The organism is Luteolibacter sp. (assembly GCF_058122085.1).
In genome coordinates, this window is record NZ_JBIKBQ010000001.1 from 15698 (window position 1) to 33172 (window position 17475).

5 protein-coding genes are annotated in these 17475 nt (G+C 62.2%); all 5 read right to left on the reverse strand.

Annotated elements, in window-relative coordinates; translation table 11 throughout:
- Positions 1-4 precede the first annotated feature (4 nt).
- Positions 5-6391: a DEAD/DEAH box helicase gene (locus tag AC4DF4_RS00090; protein ID WP_490046062.1), complete on the reverse strand. Its 6387-nt coding sequence runs from the start codon at positions 6389-6391 to the stop codon at positions 5-7.
- Positions 6392-7179: 788 nt separating this feature from the next.
- Entirely contained in the window at positions 7180-8835 is a 1656-nt protein-coding gene (locus AC4DF4_RS00095) for an RNA/DNA-binding domain-containing protein (protein WP_490046063.1), read from the reverse strand.
- Complete coding sequence (locus tag AC4DF4_RS00100; RefSeq protein ID WP_490046064.1) at positions 8832-13901, reverse strand: Eco57I restriction-modification methylase domain-containing protein; 5070 nt, start codon at positions 13899-13901, stop codon at positions 8832-8834. The genes AC4DF4_RS00095 and AC4DF4_RS00100 overlap by 4 nt, the downstream gene beginning before the upstream one ends.
- Before the next feature lie 51 nt (positions 13902-13952).
- Entirely contained in the window at positions 13953-14312 is a 360-nt protein-coding gene (locus AC4DF4_RS00105; RefSeq protein ID WP_490046065.1) for a four helix bundle protein, read from the reverse strand.
- A 10-nt stretch (positions 14313-14322) separates the two neighbouring features.
- A complete protein-coding gene (locus AC4DF4_RS00110) occupies positions 14323-17265 on the reverse strand; it encodes a DEAD/DEAH box helicase (protein ID WP_490046066.1) in 2943 nt (980 codons plus the stop codon).
- Positions 17266-17475: the final 210 nt, after the last annotated feature.

Genomic DNA, 17475 nt, shown 5'->3' on the forward strand with positions numbered 1-17475 from the left:
GGAATTAGGCCGGCTCCGCAGATGGATCCGAATTGAGCTTGGCGGTGAGTTGTCCGGGCCATCCGGGTGAAGCCGTGACCGTCTGCCAACCACGTTTGGTCCAGATTGCCGCGGTATCGGTATGGGGTTCCAGGAGTAGCACCACCTTGCGGGTGGTCCAGGCGAGTTCGCACTCGGCCACCACTTCGCCGTCCTCCTCCAGCTCGAAACCCACCTCGTCGGGAACGGGCACGCCTGCATCGAGCAGTTCCTTCAGCCCCGGTTGCAGAAATTCCATCACCTGGTCCATGACGTCCTCCCAGCCGGCGGCCTGTGCCGCCTGTCCGCCACCACTGGCTGGCTTGGCACCGTCCATGGGCGTGATGGCGTTGTGATCCTGACCAAGCAAGCTCTCACGTGTCGCGAGGAAGACGCCGGGCAGGTACTGCAAGGTGTTGAACAGCCACAACCAACGCCGCCAGCTCAAGTGTTGCTCCAGTTCACTTTCGGCTGCGGCGGGGTCGAGCACGAGAAAGCCGGGACTCTTCGGCACAGCGGCTTCGGGGTCGGCCAGGGTCGGTGTGATCCAGTAGCGGAACGTGAGAAGCAACTCGTTGAGGTTGCCGCTTGCCATTGCCTTGGCTGGCTTTTCGCATGGCAAGGTGCCGAGCAGTTCATTCCAGAACAGCTCCAGTTGCGCCCGCTGGGCGGCGCTTTCCGGTTTGCGAGGATCCGGGATCATCCGGAAGGCCGTGGCCCCGGCATGCTTGGCGCATCGAAGCGCCCGCCCATCCTTGCCATCGGTCACAGGAGCCTCCAGCCAATGAAGGAGCGCGGCCACCGAGTGGCGGGTCCAATGCGCGGCATCGATCATTCCCTTTAGCTGCGCAGGTAGATCGCTGAGCGCCATGGACTCCAGGCTGTCGCCCAAGTCGGTTTCCGAACTGCCGCCGATGGCCGCCATCACCTCTTGCCAGGTGACCGCCCAGACCCAAAATTTGCCGCTGGCGAGCAGGGCGTTGCGCTTGGCGGCATCGTCGCGGGTGATGTCCTTGTGAAACGCCCAGCCGTCACAAAATACCGCGATTGGCCGTCGCGGTGAACCGGTCTTTGCCGGCCATAGCACGAAGTCCGGGCACGAAGGAATCATTACCCCGTCAGTCGGCCCTAGGTTCACCTGCGGTTCGATCCAGTAACGCTGCGTGCCGACCTCCAACAGATAACCCGACTTTCCTTGCACGATCTCTTTTACGAGACGCACTCCCGGGAGGCCACCCTTGCCGCCAAGCCGGCGTAGGCTCTCGATGAACTTTGCTTCCAGATCCGAGTCGAAGTTCGGGTTGACGTAAATGTCCGCCACCGTGGCCACCTTTTCGAGTTGGCCGAGGTTGTCCTCGATCGCTTCGAGAATGGCACGTGCACGGTCGCGTGAAACGAGAGCCATCTCTCGTCCAAGCCGGTATTGATAGACGCAGCGGTAGCAGCCGTCCTTACCCGGATCCGCATTGCAGGTGCAGCCCTTGATATGTTCCAACGCCAGACGGATCACATTGATGAGCGTCTCCGCTCCGTCGGCCAGTAGCTCATGGAGATAACCCGTTCCGCCGGGAACCGAATCGTAGATCAACACATAGTGGCGGCTGGCTCCGCCATCCGTTGAGCGCTCCTCTTGAGTGATCAGGCGCAGGTGATCCACCTTACCTCCGTAGCGCCGCTTGAGGCCAACGCGCAGAGCTGCCATGAACGACTGCACCGAGATCTCGTCGGTGCCGGAGCGGGTGAAGGGCACCAGGATACGCAGCGCCTCGGACGAGAACTCGCGGTAAAGGTAGAGGCAGTCGATCAGGTTCTCCGGGTCGTCGGAATCCCTTTGTGCGCAGTCGAAGGCGTGTAACTGTGCTTTGGTGCGCTCGCGTGCGTTGCGCGGGGGACGCTGCACCTGACCGCAGTGTTTGCAGAGTCGAAAGCCGGGTCTGGCTTTCTGCTGTCCGGCAACGGAGTAAGTGTCTCCCGGCTTAGTGGGTTCGCCGAAATTGATGTCGCGGAACAATACCCGCTCGATGAACTCAAAGCCGAAGGGCGTCTCCTGTGAGGTGAGCTTGTATGCCTCGCGCACATCGCCTGCGTTGAACTCGGTGAGCAACTGGCGGACGTGGAACTTCGGCTCGCGATCCTCCGCGCTGTCATCGATCTGCACATCGACCTCATTGCTGTTCGCGATGGCCTGCTTGAAGCGAATCAGCTTTCGCTTCTGTGAGATGTTGGACCACATCGGATCGGCGCACTTCGGGTTCGGGCAGGCTCCATCGCTGTCGGCGTGGACCGAGAGGTTCACGCTGTGATTGCACGTTGGACACAGCCGCCATTCCTCTACGGCGGACAGCTCCATGTTGATCTGCTCGATCTCCACCCTCCGCCGGTTGGCATAGAAGATGTTCTCCGGTGCGAACTCAGATAGCGCAGATTGGGCGGGCCGCTCGTATTTCTCGGCAGGCAGGGAAATGTAGGCTCCGGCATCCTGCGCATCATCCTCGGTGCGTCTGCGCCAGAGCACGGACTTGAGTTCCACACCGGCTTCGGGGAACGCGTAGTTGGGAATCAGCCCGGAATCCGTGAGAGTTTCCAGCAGGTGACGCTTGTTGATCTCCTTGGCCAGGCCAAGAGCCTTTTGCCGCTCTAGCTGGCTGCGTTCGGTCTCCTCCACCACTGCCTCGTCCTGCGGTAGTCTCTTCAGTTCTGCTATCCTCTTCTTGAGGCGTTCGGCGCGTTCCCGATAGCTTTTGCGCTCGCCTGCCAACTCCTCTAGTAGATTGAGCAGCCGGAGGCGTAGCGGATCCTCCTGCTCGGTGCCCTCCATGAACTCCGTCAGCCGCCGGTCCACCCTCTCGTCAAGATCCTTGCCCAGCAGCGACTTGAATCCCGCAAGGAGTTCCACCTCGTTCTCCTGGATGTAGGACAGGAAGATGTAGGGGAAGCGCTTCTGGTCGTTCGCGTCATAGGCGTCGAGCGCCTCCTTGGTTTCCTCCGGCAAGGCCTGATCCGGGATGTCGGTGCCTACCCAGTTGTCGAGACAGAAGGCGAGCAACTGGCGGCGCAGCACCTCCGGAGCCTTGAGGAAGATCCCGGGCGGTGTGACCTCTCCGCTGAGCATCTCCTCGGTGTCCTCGAAGAAATACAGGTCATGTGGGCTGGCACCGTCTGCCAAGGTGGAGGTGAACGCATTGCCGTCGCGGCGGCCGGCACGGCCGATACGCTGGAGGTAGCTTGCCTGGTTCGGCGGCACCGAGCACAGCATCACGGAAGACAGGTCACCAATGTCCACGCCCATCTCCAGGGTAGGTGTGGCCGAGAGAAGATTTTCAAACCATGGCTGCGGCTGCTTGCTCTTGAAGCGCTGCTCCAGAGCCTCGCGCTTGTCCCGTTCCAGCATGCTGGTGTGTTCCGCCGAGAAGATCCGGCGCAGGTCACCCCGGCTGAACTGACGGGCGAACCAATGCTCTCCATCCTGCTTCTCCGTGTAGGTTTCCTGCGGCGCTTGCAGGCACGGCATGCCCAGCAGCTCGTCCGCCACATCCGAGGGGACGGAGAGACCGCGCTTGCCCTGGGTCGAGATGATCCGGGTCACCCGCTTATCGAGAAGGAGTTTTCCTGCGTTGAGGCCGACGATATCCCCATGCTGTCCGTTCACCACCTTGAGCAAGTCCTCCGCTACCAGCGCGTTAATCGCAGCACCATAGATGTCAGCCTCCCCGTTCTTCGGCAGCATCTGGCCAGCGCCCTGACAGATGGCTTCCAGCCAGACCTGGTGGAACGTGCGCCCTTGTGCGGAAGTAAGTCGGTCAAACCCTTGGTTCGGTGCGCCAAGGCAGAGGAACCGCGGCTGCGCGGCGCGTGGGCCGATGCCCGGCATCCACTCCTTGCGTCCACCCGTCCTGGCGAAGGCGAAGACATTCCCATCCTCCATGAAGGTGGCCATCTCCGGGTGTGTGACCGCGCCCCTCATCTTGAGGTGGTTCAGGAAACCCCAGAGCCACTGGAAGATAGATTTCTCATCGAGGTGACGCAGGCCGAACTTCTCCTTCAGCACAGGCAGCACCGCAGTGGCGGCACGGCGCACGGCATCAGCGGGTGGCGATAGCACCGCCTTGCCTATCGTATCGAGGTTCCGTCCGCGTCGGCTCATATAGGTGAACTCCGCGAAGGCCTGCCAGGCCAGGCGCTTGCGCACACGCTCAGGCAGACGGCTGTTCTTGGGCAGTTGACCATCCTTCTGCAAGTGCTCTACCCAGTCTTTCTGCCAGAGCATGTTGGGGCCGATGAACTCGGAGACAAACCTCTGGGGATCCATTGCCAGAGGCGAGCCGGACTGCGACCAGAGATCACGCGCCGCAGCGAGGTAATCATTCCATGCACACACCGGTTGGGCGACCTGATCGATCACCCGGGAGAGCCCTGTCCGCACCGTGTTCAGGTAAGTTCGCGCAGTGAAGAAGCCGGCACGGTGGGCGGCGTCCTGCACGGCGTCGGAAAACGCGATGAGCTTCTTGTCGTCGTTGTAGGGACTAGACCATGTTTGCTCGATCACCACCGATCCAAGGGTGGTGTTGCGGGCACCGAGCAGGATGGAGCTACCGCTGCCGCATGCGGGGCAGGTCGGGTCGTGCCAGGTGCTGGTCGGCCCATTCGCGCGGGTGCTGGTCTTCGTGGCGGTGACCCGGAAGACATCAATGATCTCCTCGCTACCGCAGGTGTGGCAGGTGGTGCCCTCGAAGTTCAGCACCCCGCAGGTCGTGCAGAGGTGTTGAGTCACACCTTGCACCTGCGGTTGGGTCAGCCCTTTGGTGGAGTAGAGCCGCACGATCTCCGGCTGGCTGGAGAACCAGGAGCTATAGATCAGATCGAGATCGCGTGACAGCAGGGATTGTCCCGCCGGCATCCGGCTGAGCCAGCCGCTGCAGTGGCAGTCCGTGCATTGCACCAGCGGTAGATGAAGGCGGCTTTCCTGCGGCCGCACGTCGTTGGCGGAGATCAGCTCGATGTCTGCGGACTGGGTGCGGAGACTGGCCACCATCCGGCGCAGCTCACGCACCCACAGTTGCACGCGCAGTGTCACCAGCGGTTGGCCGTGGGGATCGCGCGCCCAGGCTACCAACGAGAGCAATGCGTCGAGCACGTCGGCGATCACCGGGCGGGCGCTCTCCGGCACAGAACCCTGCAACTTCTGCTGGAGTTCCGCGAGTGGCACGATGCCACCCTTCACAAACTTGATCAGATTGAAGAAAACCAGGTGCTTCTTGAGCAGGACGCCGAGTTGCCTCCGCCACGTAGGATCGTTGACGTCCGTCGGTGCAGTCTCGGTCGGGAAAAACACATGGAACCACGCGGCGATCGCCTTCTCCTGACTGCCGTATTGGCTCGGGGCTAGGATCTCCGCGAAGTCCTGTCGCGGCTGCAAGAGGTGCTCGATGGGACTGCTCCCAAGGAACTCCGACTCGGTCAGACGGTTCTCGGTGATGACGGAATCCGGAGGGAAATCGTAGCCGAAAATCTGCCGGGCGTATTCGCGCAGCAGTGAGGTGTCCGCATTGCCGCCGAGGGTGGCGGAGGTGCCGGCGCAGATCAGGCTTTCCGCTGGGGTCTCCAGGCGCGCCCGCAGGCGGCGGAGCAACAGGGCGAGGTCGGTGCCTTGCGCCCCGTCGAAGGTGTGTAGCTCGTCCACCACGACGTAGCGCAACGTCTCCGGTAAGTTCTTGCTCCACAGCTTCCGGTCTTTCGGCCGGATCAGGAGGTAATCGAGCATCTTGTAGTTGGTCAGCAGGATGTCCGGCGGGTCGTCGCGCATCGTCTGGCGGTCGGTGATCACGCTTGTGGGAATCATCGTGGTTTGACCACGGCCATCCTTCCCGGTGCGGCCTCCGACGAAAAGGCCCACGCGCAGCCCGGCGAAGGCGGGGGTGGTGGCGATGACTTCGGCGAAGCGCCGCGCCTGGTCTGTGGCCAGAGCGTTCATCGGGTAGATGACCAGCGCCTTGATCCCAGCCGTGCCGACGGCTTTCGCACGGATGCAGTGATCCAGCAGAGGGTAGAGGAAGCACTCGGTCTTTCCCGATCCGGTACCCGTTGCCACCAGCGTGGCTGCGGCCTGATGGTCGCTGGCGAGCCGCTGCCACGCGGCCTCCTGATGGACGTAGCCGGGGTGCTCGGTCTCAAATCCCTTGAAGAAAGTTTTGCCCTTGCCTCCCACCCTGAACGGCAGGCCGAGCTGCACGTAAGGCCCCTTCATCCAACGGCTCTCCTGCTCGGCGAACCGCTCCATCACCCCGGCGAACAACGGGTCGGACGGCTCGAAGCCAACGGTGAGGAACTGCTTGAGTCCGGTTTGGACTTCGCGCGCGAGTAGGGATGGTAGCATGGAAAAGGGTGAAGGATGAAGTCAGAAGGATGAAGGTGCTGGCGTATGCAGAAATGGACGGTTTGTGTCCTTTTTTGTATTTTTCAGCACATCGCTCAGTGGGTGAGTTTCGCGTGGATGCACAATAAAGTGGTCGAGTTTATTGTGCATGGTTCGGTTTATCGTGGCTGCCGGGCGGAGTGGCGGGACTCGACAGCCGGCCGGAGGGAGTCGGTCGGTTTGCACATGAGCGGTACATAAGGACGGACGGAAACAGGACGGAGTTGCGCCAGAACACGCCTTCCCGCCGACCAAGGAGCGCCCGGGGCGGGCGGAAGTGCACATGAGCGGCACATAAGAAATGCGGAGTGGGCGGCTGCTTTCGGTGTCCCGGAGTTCGGGCGAGTTAGTATCCGTTGCGACTGGGCCCTCGACTGGGCCCTCGACTGGGCCCTCGACTGGGCCCTCGACTGGGCCCCTGACTCTAGCCCCTGACTCTAGCCCCGACTCTAGCCCCGTCCCTATGCTCGCGGTCATAAGTTTTGCACCACGTTCATAAGTTTTGAACGCGCAACTAATGGGCGAACGGGGCTTAGGGCTGATGAAGGTTTGAGCGCTGGTATTGGGGATTCCCCATAAGTTTTGGACATGAACCATAAAGGTGTCCGGATTCAGGCGATTTGGGGTAGGCTTCAGATGATTTGGGACATTTTGACGCGCTTTGCTGGTGGGTGAATGATGCTCGCGCTCATAACTTATGCTCGCCGAGCAAAAGTCAGCGGGCACGTTTTTTGGTGAATCCCCAAAGTTCATGGTGATTCTCCATTCTTTGGAGGTGTCTTTGTGTGCCACACGGAACTCCGCTTTGTGCCGGACATGGCCACCAAACCTTCCTCGGTGAGGTTGCGCATGAGCCACTTGACCTGCTCACGGCTCATTTGCGTGATTTCCCGGATTTGAGCGTTTGAGAGAGGACCATGCTCTAGGGCGGAGAGAACGCGGCCTTTGGCATTCTCGCGGGTGAGGCGGCTGTCCACGTGGTAGGCGAGGGTTTCTCCGAGTTCCTCACAGGCTTGGCGGCTGAGCCGGTGGTAGCGGCCACGACCGGCGGGGCCGCCGGATTCCAGCAAGCGGTCGCGGGATGCGAGGCGGGCGAGGATCTCGCGGGTGCTGTCGAGCGGACGTTGGCAGATTCTGGCCGCCTCAGTGGTGCTGACCTCCCGGTGGCGGGTGAGGTAGTGGACGATGAGGAGGTCATCGACGGTGAGATCCGGGTGCTGCCGGATCAACTTGATGAATTCAGGGGTGGCCTCCTGACCTTTGATGGTGACCGTGACGGTCTGGCCCGTGGTGGAGTAAACGGGCGGCTCCTTACCCTCCGAGAGCAGATCGCGGAAGGCGCGGGGAACGCCGAGGTTGGCTGCATTGGCGAGGCGCACCTTGGCCAGCGCACCGAAAAGCGCCGGGTAGCGCGGCGTGGACGGGTGATGGAGGATGTTTTCCGGCGTGATGTCGGCCGGGAAGGCACCCGGATTGCTGAGTTCGATACGATCACGGAATTGCTTGAGGACAACTCCACCGGGCACCTCGAAGTCACGATGCGCCAGCGCGTTGACCAGCAACTCGCGCAGGGCGATCTGCGGGTAGCGGGGAAACTCGGCATGGACGAGGTCGCCCTTGATCGTGACGATGGGGTTATCGGTGGCCACCAGTTCGCGAAGCCGGCGGAGCGAGACAGTCATGCAGTCGCTGCCGCGCTCGGCCTGCTCGTAGTCGGTATCGCCCTTCATGCGGAAGAAGCTCCACTGGGCATGTGGGAGAAGTGCCCGGATAGCATCGGAGTGGCCAACTAGCAGAAGGCCGGCGGTAAGGAGGTGGTCATCGGCATTGAGCAGACCCAGGGCGCGGAGGAGGTCGGGATCGGCGAGGGTCGTCAGGTCGCGCGGGGCACCGGCTTCGATCATGAGTTCCCGCAATGCCTCCATCCCGGCAGGCCGGACGAGGTCAGACCACGAACCGGTCACCGCTTGTGCGGTGATTTCGCCACCGGCCTCCCGGCGGATCGCATCGAGTTCGGGCAAGGTCATCCCACGCAGCCCTTCATCGAGCCGGATGAGGTATTTTCCGTCCTGAGTGTGGAAAACCATGCCCCGGGGGCGCGGAGGGACTCGCATGGCGAGAACGGGTCCGTCCGGGTGCTCCACTCGCAGGAAATCGACGCGGATGCGTGCGGCATCATAAATGCTGGTGCGAATCCGTTGGATGTCATCCTCTGACGGCCAGGGAAATGGATGCACCCGGCGCGGCGGGCGGTCGCTAACGCCCGTGAGCAGCCAACCGCCTCCGGAATTACCCAGTCCGACCGCATACTCGGCAAACTCGCGGCGACTGAGCAGGGACTGCTTAAATTCCACCTGCTCGCCCTCGCGGCCGGCGATGATGTTGATGAGCTCTTCCACAGTCATGGCTGTTTCCTCCCTTCAAAAAACTTCCACGCGATCTTGTAATCTTCCTCGCGACTGGCGAGGGCGAAGGGGGCGGTGTAGCGGCGCTCGACCTTGCGGGGGCCGCCGGGGAGGGTGTCGTCGGTAACTGTGGTGGTGGCGACAGAGCCGGGGGGGAGGTGGCCGGATTCCTGGAGCTGGCGGAGTTCTTCCCAACCTTGGATCGGGCGCGGGATTTTTCCTAGGCCGTCGGGCAGGGTGAGGGTGATCTCGGGGTCTTTCTTGCCGCGCTTGCGGGGGAGGCCGACGCCGACGAGGCCCTTGCTGTTGGTGAAGACGATGCGGCCGTGCTGGTCATACCAGGTGTCGCGCTCGTATTGCTGCATCACTGGGAACTGGACGCGGTAGATGAGTTGCAGCTCTTCGAGGGTGAGGCCGAGTTCCTGCGCCACCAACACGTCGATCTCCACCAGCGCCATGCGCCGGGCGTAGTCGCTGCGCAACGCGCAATGCCGCTGCCACTCGGGCGTGAGGTCGCGGAAGAAGTGCTGCGGCAGGCGCGGGTTTTCGGGCTGCGACCAGGTTTCTTCGGTGAAGGCGGGGGTGAAGAGTTCCTGCCAGAGCGGGGCGTAGTGGGTGGTCAAGCAGTTGAGGGCGAGGGTGCGGACGGCAGCATCGGGTTTGAGCGATTCGGGAATCGGCAGTTGGTCGACAAGGGATTTGTTGGCGTGCCCCATGCCGGTGGTTTTGACTCGAAAATCGAGAGGGACCGACTGACTCCATCCAAGAAAAGCAATCATTGACTTGGGATCAATGAAGGCATGCCCCAAAATGGTGTTGATCCACGCCACTCCCGGTGGAACCAACGTGGTGCTCAGCGAGCGTTCCGATGCTGGTCCGATCATCTCCCGATTGATGACCCGAAAATTCTCCGTCACTGGCTTGCCCATGATCTCTCCGTCTCTGATCCAAGAGACGCGAGGGGTGCGGCGGAGGTATTCGACGCGGTCCTCCATAGGGCGGTAATTAGTGCGGGGCAGGTAGTCGTCTGGGAGAGCTTCGAGGTCGAGGGGTGAGTAGTGACCGTTGGCGTTACAAATAGCGTGAGGAGTTTTGTTGAATGGGTTGCCAAGATAAAAATGCGGTCCCGAGAGGACCCACTCATCCGTCGAGGTCGCGAAGGGCGCGCTCCGGTCGGCGTTGCGTACAATAGTGCCAGTGATTTGTGCATTGGTTTCGTCAAACATGACGGTTGAAACATAGTCCTCTCCGAGGTCGCCGAGGCGGTGGGGGTAATCAGCCAGCTTTCGCAAGGCAGAGGAGAGTTTGCCGGCGTGAAGGGCGGGCAGCCGAGCACGTAAGGAGGCGGTGCCTGGCGCGTCATAGAGCTGGGCGAAAACGCTCAGTTGCGGTTCATCCACGTGCACGATTCGGTCGGCGTGGCCGGTGGTGTTCCATTTGCCTTTTTCGTCCTTGTAGCCGCCGACGGTGTCGCTGCCATCGTGAGTGAAACAGGCGTCCACCGTGGCGGGGGAAAAGAGGTTGGCGATTTGGTCGAAGCCGGGTGCCTCGCGGATTGATCCATAAATGTTAATGCTGTATTTGGTGTGGTGATCCACCTCGGCGAACAACTGGAGTTCATTGACGAACTGGAAATGTGCCCGCAGTCGCCGATAAACACCCTCCCGCAGGCCACCGCCTTTGGGATCATCATACGGTCCTTCAGGGTGGAGATAGCCGGCGACGCCGGTTTTCCCAGTGAGCATCCAGCCGAGAGGCAGGAAGCATTTGTAGAGATTGGTCTGCATCCCCTTGAGCAGCGGATAGTTCTGGAAAGCATTGAGGAAGTTCTGTGTCGCTTCCGCCTGCTCCAATTCCGCCGTCCAGGCATCCTGTAAGCCCTTGAACTGGGCGAATGCTTCGGCTCGGAGTCTAGCGATTTCGGTGGCGTTCAGGCTGCGAATGGCAAAGAGCGGGTTCACTTCGCCGAGGACCCCAGACTCTTCCCAAGAGATCTTGAGCCATGGCGGATTTCCCAACACCAGATCGAAGCCTCCGCGTGAGGCGAAGATGTCGGCGAAGGCGAGTTCCCAATGGAAGAAGCGGTGGCGGGCGGCGGACTTTTCGACGGTGGCGATGCGCGGGAAGTTCTGGCGCAGGCGGCTGATGCGGAGCTGGCCGTAGCGGTCGTGGAGACGTAAGGATGAAGGTTGAGGGATGAGGGATGAAGGGAAGAGCTCCGCGTTCCCCGGCACGTCGAGAAGGTGGGGTTGGTTTTTTTCACCTGATGCGACTGGCGTGGCCGGGGCATCGAGCGACATCTCTTTTTGGAGCGCGACCTCGACGATGTTGCCCTCCAGAATGGCACCGATTTCCATCCACCATTGCTCGCGGCTGGGGAGGGCGGCGCTCTGGGTGATGGGCCAGAACCAGAGGGAGCACCAGTAATCCATAACCAACTTCAGGCGGCGGTAGGGCGTGGCGAGGTCGTCGTCCTGATTTAGCAGGTGCTTGGTGCGGATTTCCTCCTTTTCCGCGCGGGACAGGCGGGTTTCCTCGGTCTCATTGGCGGGCCAGATGGCGAGTGGGTCTTCGGTTTTTTGGCGGTCCTCGGCCATGAGCTTGGCGTGCTCGGCCCACAGGGCGTCGATGGCGGTGGAGAGCTGGCGCAGGCGCATCACCTCGTGTTCTTCCAGCGGCTGGGTGAAGTCCTTGCGCCAGGCCTTGAGCCGCTCGAAGTCGTCCGGGTAGAGCTGGTTGGCCACGGATTTCTTGCCGCTGCTGTAATCCGCCATGCCGGGGTCCGGCAGGAGGAAGTGATAGATCTCGTTTTCGCCGCGAACGGGGTTGAGGGGATCGAGCCGCTTGGGGGCGGTGTTGTGCCAGCGCTTGTCGGCTTTTTTCTCCCTCAGGAGGGCGGCCGGATAGACCTCGCGGCGGGAGCCGATGAGGCTGTTGCCGGTGAATAGCTGGTAGCCGAACCACGGGACGCGCGCGGGCCGGGGCGGTTTGCCCTCCTCGGTGGGCTCGCCGTAGATGGCATTGAGCCAGAGGCTGACCTCCGCCAGCTCGGTGGCGATGGGGTTGAGGTCCACGCCGAAGGCATTGCGGTCGGCGATGAACATGCGGACCTTCTGCAGCTCGGTGGCGTATTGCTCGTGCGGGATGCGGATTTTCAACTCGGCCTGCTTGCGCTCCAGGTATGCCTCGGCGAGCTGGTTGACGGCTTCGTTGATGAACGCGGCGCTGCCCATGGCGGGCTCGCAGATGGTGATGAGCAGGATTTCATCGGCGGTCTTGTCCTTGAGCAGCTCCTTGAGCGCGTATTTCACCAGGCAGCGGGTGAGCACCTGCGGGGTGTAGTAGCTGGCGCTCTTCTGGCGGTCGCGACCGGCGAGGCGGTAGATGAAAGTGTCGCGCGGGTATTTCCGCATGGCGCGGCGGCCATCGTCGTCGAGGTCGTGAACGATCTCGGTGGGCTTGTATTCCTTGATGCGGCTGGCGGGGACGAACCAGGCGTTTTCCATGACGTCCCCGCCGGTGGCAACTTCGGAGAGATCGGTCTGGTCGGAGTCATCGGACGAGTCTTCGTCGTCGTCCTCGTCGGTGGTGGCGGCTTTGGCTTTTTTCTTGGGCTCGGGTTTTACCTCGTAGAGGTCTTCCGGGGCGAAGAAGCCGCGGTAGGAGAGCAGCGCCTCATAGACGGCACCGAGCTGGTTGATGGAGAGGAGCTGGTAGCTGACGCGGCCTTTGCGTTTCCCCCGGCTGAGCGACATGCCTTTGATGATTTCCTGCCAGATGTGGTTCGGGAAGACGACGAGATTGAGCAGCGGGGTGGCGTCCACGTCGAACAGGCGGCTGTCGAGCGGGGCGAGGCTGAAAACTTCCTTGAGGCTGCCGGTGGTGAGGGTCTGCTCGGCGCTGGCTCCGCAGCCCTGGCGCACGAGGAGGAAGAGCTGGCGCAGGGTGGCATCGAAGTAGCGGCCGTTGCGCGCCTCAGTGGTGTGGAGCGTGACCATTTCCAGATCGCGCAGGGATTCGAGGCTGTAGCCCTTGGCGTAGATGTCGCTTTTCTGGATGGGCACGTAGCCAAGCTCCGGGCGGGCCTCGATGTAGAAGAGGAACATCAGGCGATAGACCATGCGCAGGCACTCGATGCTGAGGTCGGCCGGGTCCACGGCGTCCTTGCCGGAGTAGAAGCCCTGCTTGCCGGCCATGGCCTTGGCGCGGAGTTGGGTGACGGCCTCGTTGCCGAGTAGCTCGATGGCGGACTGGAGCGCGTATTTGAGATCCTCACTGACACCGAAGGCGTGCTTGTGGGCATTGGCGTCGAGGTTCTCCAGCAGGCTCTCGCCGGCGGCGGGGACGAGGCTGTCGCGGTGCAACAAGGCGGCGGCGGCCTGGAGGGTGTGGGCGTCCTTGCGGTCGAGTATTTCCGTCCAGTCGAAGCGCAGGAGGCGGTTGTTCGGCCACTTGTAGCGGTCCAGCAGCAGCCACTCGGTGAGCCCGGCGACGATGGTGTAGCGCGGCGGGTGATCGGCACCGAAGAGGGCGTCGGAGAGAATGTCCGACCACGTGGACTTGGCGAACGCGGGCGGGACCGGAAGACCGTCGTAATGGACGCGGGTCAGGTGGTGTTCCAGCACGTCGGCCTCCTCGTCGGCGTCGGGATCGAAGGCAGGAATAAAGAGTAGCCGCGGGGCCTGGCCTTCGTCGCCGAGCACGCTCCATGCCGGCACGGGCATGCCGGCGTGCAGTTCGATCTGGCGGGGATTGAGCCGGTAGCCGAGGGCTTCCATCAGCGGTTGGTGCAGGGCGGCGTGGGCGCGGAGGCGTTCGGCGGGGTCCTTGAGGCGGGCGAGGGCCGAGATGGCGGCGAACCATTTTCCACCGAGTCCGCCCAAGCGGCGGTGCGGTGCGCGGGCGGTGGCTTTTTCCTCTGGGGTGGCAGCGACTTCCTCGGCGGCGTTCCATTGCTCGATGAGGGTCTTGATGTCGCCCTGGAACACTTCGGCAAGGTAGTGGTGGCCGTAAAATTCGTTTTCGTTGGTGATGCCAACAAAGGTCTGGACGGTAGTATCAAGCATGAAGGTTGAAGGATGAGGGATGAAGGGAAGAGCCAGACAAAGTATGAAATTTTAGAGGCTTTTTGCCTTTTTTGAGATGGTGGTGAAGATGGCGAGGAGCTGGTTGGTTTCGTCCTGAAGGGCGGAGAGTTTTGAGGCAGAGACAATCTCCGCGCGGACGAGTAGTTCGAGCCAGTAGGCGGTCTCGTCGAGTTCCTTGAGGCAGTCGCCGATCTTGGCGATAAATTCGGCAGTGGAGCGGGCGCGTTGTGCCTCGCGGTAGTTCGCGCCGACCGATGTACCGGAACGCAGCACCTGCTTGCCCAAGACACGCGCCTCCTCGGTCTTTGGCAGCGCCACAAACATTTTCACGACGCGCAACCCGAACACCGTCGTCCGCTCCACCAGGTCATTCTTTTCTTCATCCTTCATAATTCATACTTCAGCCTTTGGTCGCCGCTGCGAGCACTTGAATGAAGGGCTCGGGCTCAGTGGTCATGGTGTCGCGGACCCAATCACGGTATTCGTCGAAAACCTTGCGGATGTGCTGGGTGCGCTGCTCGCGTTGGCCGCGCTTGAGGTTCTCCGCGAGTTGGGATTTTTCGAAGCGGAGTTCCAGTTGCTCCTCCTGCTGGCCTTGGAGACGCGCCAGATCGGCGAGGGTGGTTTCCAAGCGCGCGTCCATGTCGGTGGCGAAGGTTTTCTGGCGCGCCACCATGAAGCGGCGCATGGCGGTGACGGCAGCGGGGAGGTTTTTTTGGAGGGAGGTGGTGTCGATGGCTACGCCACTGTTGGGCAACTGGCCGGCGGAGAGTTTGGTGCGGGTGGCGAAGTCCGGGAAGGCTTCGAGTTCCCAATTTCCCTCGCGCTGTACGGCGACGCGCCATTCGATGAGCAGTGGCTGGCCTTTGCGGTTCGGGATGAGGCTGAGCATGATGAACGCCTGCTCGCCATCCGCCAGATGCGGCAGGCGGACGACCGGCGCACGATGTCGGCCGAAGGCGGTGAGCACACGCTCGGTGAGCCACTCCATGATGGGGTGTTGCGGCCAGAGGTAGTGTAGGGCTGGCCAGGATTCCTCCTCGCGCTTGGCTTGGCGTGCACGCTCGATGGCCTCCGCCATGGCCAGACTGCTGGCGGTGAGGGTGTAGCGGTGGTCCTTGTTCCGCGCTTCGGCGGGCATGCCGAATTTCAAGCGGTCCTGGAGGTCGGCGGGCGCGGTGAGGGTGACGGTGCGGTGCAGGTCATCGACCGAGAACTGGGCGATGGGATTCGGGATGGAGAGCTGCTGGAGGGCGGTCTTGGCGAAGGCGTAGTCGCTATCCGAGCGATCATCGCCGAACAGGGAGGGCGGCTCGTCAATGAAGCTGGTGCTGGGAGGCTGCGGCTCCTTCTGATTTTCGCTATCGCCACTGGCGAAGAGAGACATCAGCCACTCGCCGGCATCGTCATCGTCATCTGCGGGAGGCTCCTCGGCGCGGGCGGCGTTTTCATCGAGTTCCTGCTCGAAGGCCTCCGGGGCGACGTGGGCGGCCATGGCTTCCTCGACCTTGGCGACTTCCTTATCCGGGTCGTAAACGTGAAGGAAGGAGGCGGGGTCGCCGAGGTTCTTGTTGGCCTGCTCGTCCTTGGTCTGGAGGATTTCGAGGATGCGGAGGTCGCCCTTGATGCGCTCGACTTGGGTCTCGGTGAACAAGTAGGTGATGCGCGGTTGGTGGCGCTGGCCGTAGCGGTCCACCCGGCCGTTGCGCTGCTGGAAGACCATGAGCGACCAGGGTAGGTCGAAGTGGACGAGGCGGTGGCAGAAGTAGTGGAGGTTCAGACCCTCCGAGGCGACGTCCGAACAAAGCAGCACGCGCATGGCGTCGTCCTTCCGGCCGAAGCGCTCCACGATGTCCTGTTGCTCGGTGTCCGACATGCCGCCGTGCAGGATCTGGAACTGGTCGGCTTTCATGCCGAGTGTGGCGGGCAGCGTGGCGAGCAGCCATTCGAGGGTCTCGATGCGTTCGGAGAAGACGACGAGGCGGTCGGCGGGATCGGAGGGTTTCCAGCCGTAGGTGGCATCCCGCAGCTGGGTGACCAGCCGCTGGAACTTGGAGAAGCTGGCGGCGTCGATTTTCTCCAGCGCCTCGGCGAAGACTTGGAGGGCGGTGATTTCAGCGGACTCCTCCGGATTCGGGCCGTCGTCTTTCCCCTCCAACAGGCGGATCCGCTGCCGGGTGGACTTCAAGGCCGCGGCCGGGCTGGAAAAGATCGACTTCTGCATGCCGACGCGCTGGAGTTCCTGATGGCGACCTCCCTGGCGGCGGCCCTTCTGGGTGAAGGGGATGGCGAGCAGCGCCTCGTAGGCAGCTTCCTCTTCCGGGCTGGCGTCCTGCCGCAACTGCTCGGTGATCCGTTCCTGGAACTCCTCGGCGACCTGGTCGCGGATGTCCTTCTTGAACCGACGGATGACGAGTCCCTTGTCCTGGAAGTCACCCGGGGTGTAATCATCCGGGTCGCTGATGGCTGTCGGATCCAAGAGGCCCATCAGCGAGGCGAAGCTCCGGGCGGAGCCGTCGTGCGGCGTGGCGGAGAGCAGCATCAGGGTGTCCGACCGGGATGACAGCATGCGCGCCAGGCGCGCACGGCGGGACAGGCCGGACTCGCCGGCGCGGGCGGCGACGTTGTGGCACTCGTCGATGATGATGATGTCCCACCAGGCGTTCTCCAGGTAGTTCCGGTATTCGAGGTTGTTCTTGAGCGTGTCGATCGAGATGATCGTACGGTCGTAGTAGTTGAACGGGTTGTGGTTGCTCGGGATCTGGTTGCGAACCCGCTGGAGCCCCACGGAGTCCAACCGGACCAAGGGAATGGAGAAGCGGCTCCAGAACTCCTTCTGGAACTGGGTGAGCATGCTCTTGAGCGTGATGACCAGGATCCGCTGGCCGCGCCCGCGCTGGATCAGCTCGGAGGCGAGGATGCCGGCCTCCAAGGTTTTCCCGAGACCCACGGCGTCCGCGATCAGGATGCGTTGCCGGGGCTGGCGCAGCGCTTGGAGCGCCGGGTCGAGCTGGTAGGGTGTGAGGTTCATCACGCCCCGGTGGCCGAGGTGGATGCGGTCGTCGTTCGGCGTGCTCTGGCGGAGCTTCGCCTCCAGGTAGAGGAAAGTGCTGTTGAATTGGGAGCTGGAATCCGCCACGAGCTCCGTCTTCGACGGGTCGAGCACGGTGATCCGCTCTTCGCCCTCCAGCTTGGTGAGGAACAGGGAGGAGCGCCCGCGCACCAGGTCGGACACGCCGTCGCAATTCAGCAGGTAGCCGCCGTCAGAAGAGGGATCAACACGGCGGACCAGCCATTCCTCGTCACGAACAACAACACGGGCACCGGGGGCGAAGGAGAGCATAATGAATTATCGAGGTTTTTCTAATGGATTTCAGCAGGTGAGGCGAAGATGTGACGGGCGGCAACATCCTAACGTCCTCTTTAAATCCTGCCCCAGGCCAAGGTGAAGCCTCAATCGAAAATATGGCAGGCCTTGGTAGATTCTCTTACGGGCCGCCGTTAACGTCCCGAGTTGGAGTCCGCGAAAAGAAGGGAGCGGGCCGAAGTCGCC

Excerpts from the sequence above, each read along its gene's own strand:
- AC4DF4_RS00090 (WP_490046062.1), bottom strand. The coding sequence starts at position 6,391 with ATGCTACCATCCCTACTCGCGCGCGAAGTCCAAACCGGACTCAAGCAG.
- AC4DF4_RS00095 (WP_490046063.1), bottom strand. The coding sequence starts at position 8,835 with ATGACTGTGGAAGAGCTCATCAACATCATCGCCGGCCGCGAGGGCGAG.
- AC4DF4_RS00100 (WP_490046064.1), bottom strand. The coding sequence starts at position 13,901 with ATGCTTGATACTACCGTCCAGACCTTTGTTGGCATCACCAACGAAAAC.
- AC4DF4_RS00105 (WP_490046065.1), bottom strand. The coding sequence starts at position 14,312 with ATGAAGGATGAAGAAAAGAATGACCTGGTGGAGCGGACGACGGTGTTC.
- AC4DF4_RS00110 (WP_490046066.1), bottom strand. The coding sequence starts at position 17,265 with ATGCTCTCCTTCGCCCCCGGTGCCCGTGTTGTTGTTCGTGACGAGGAA.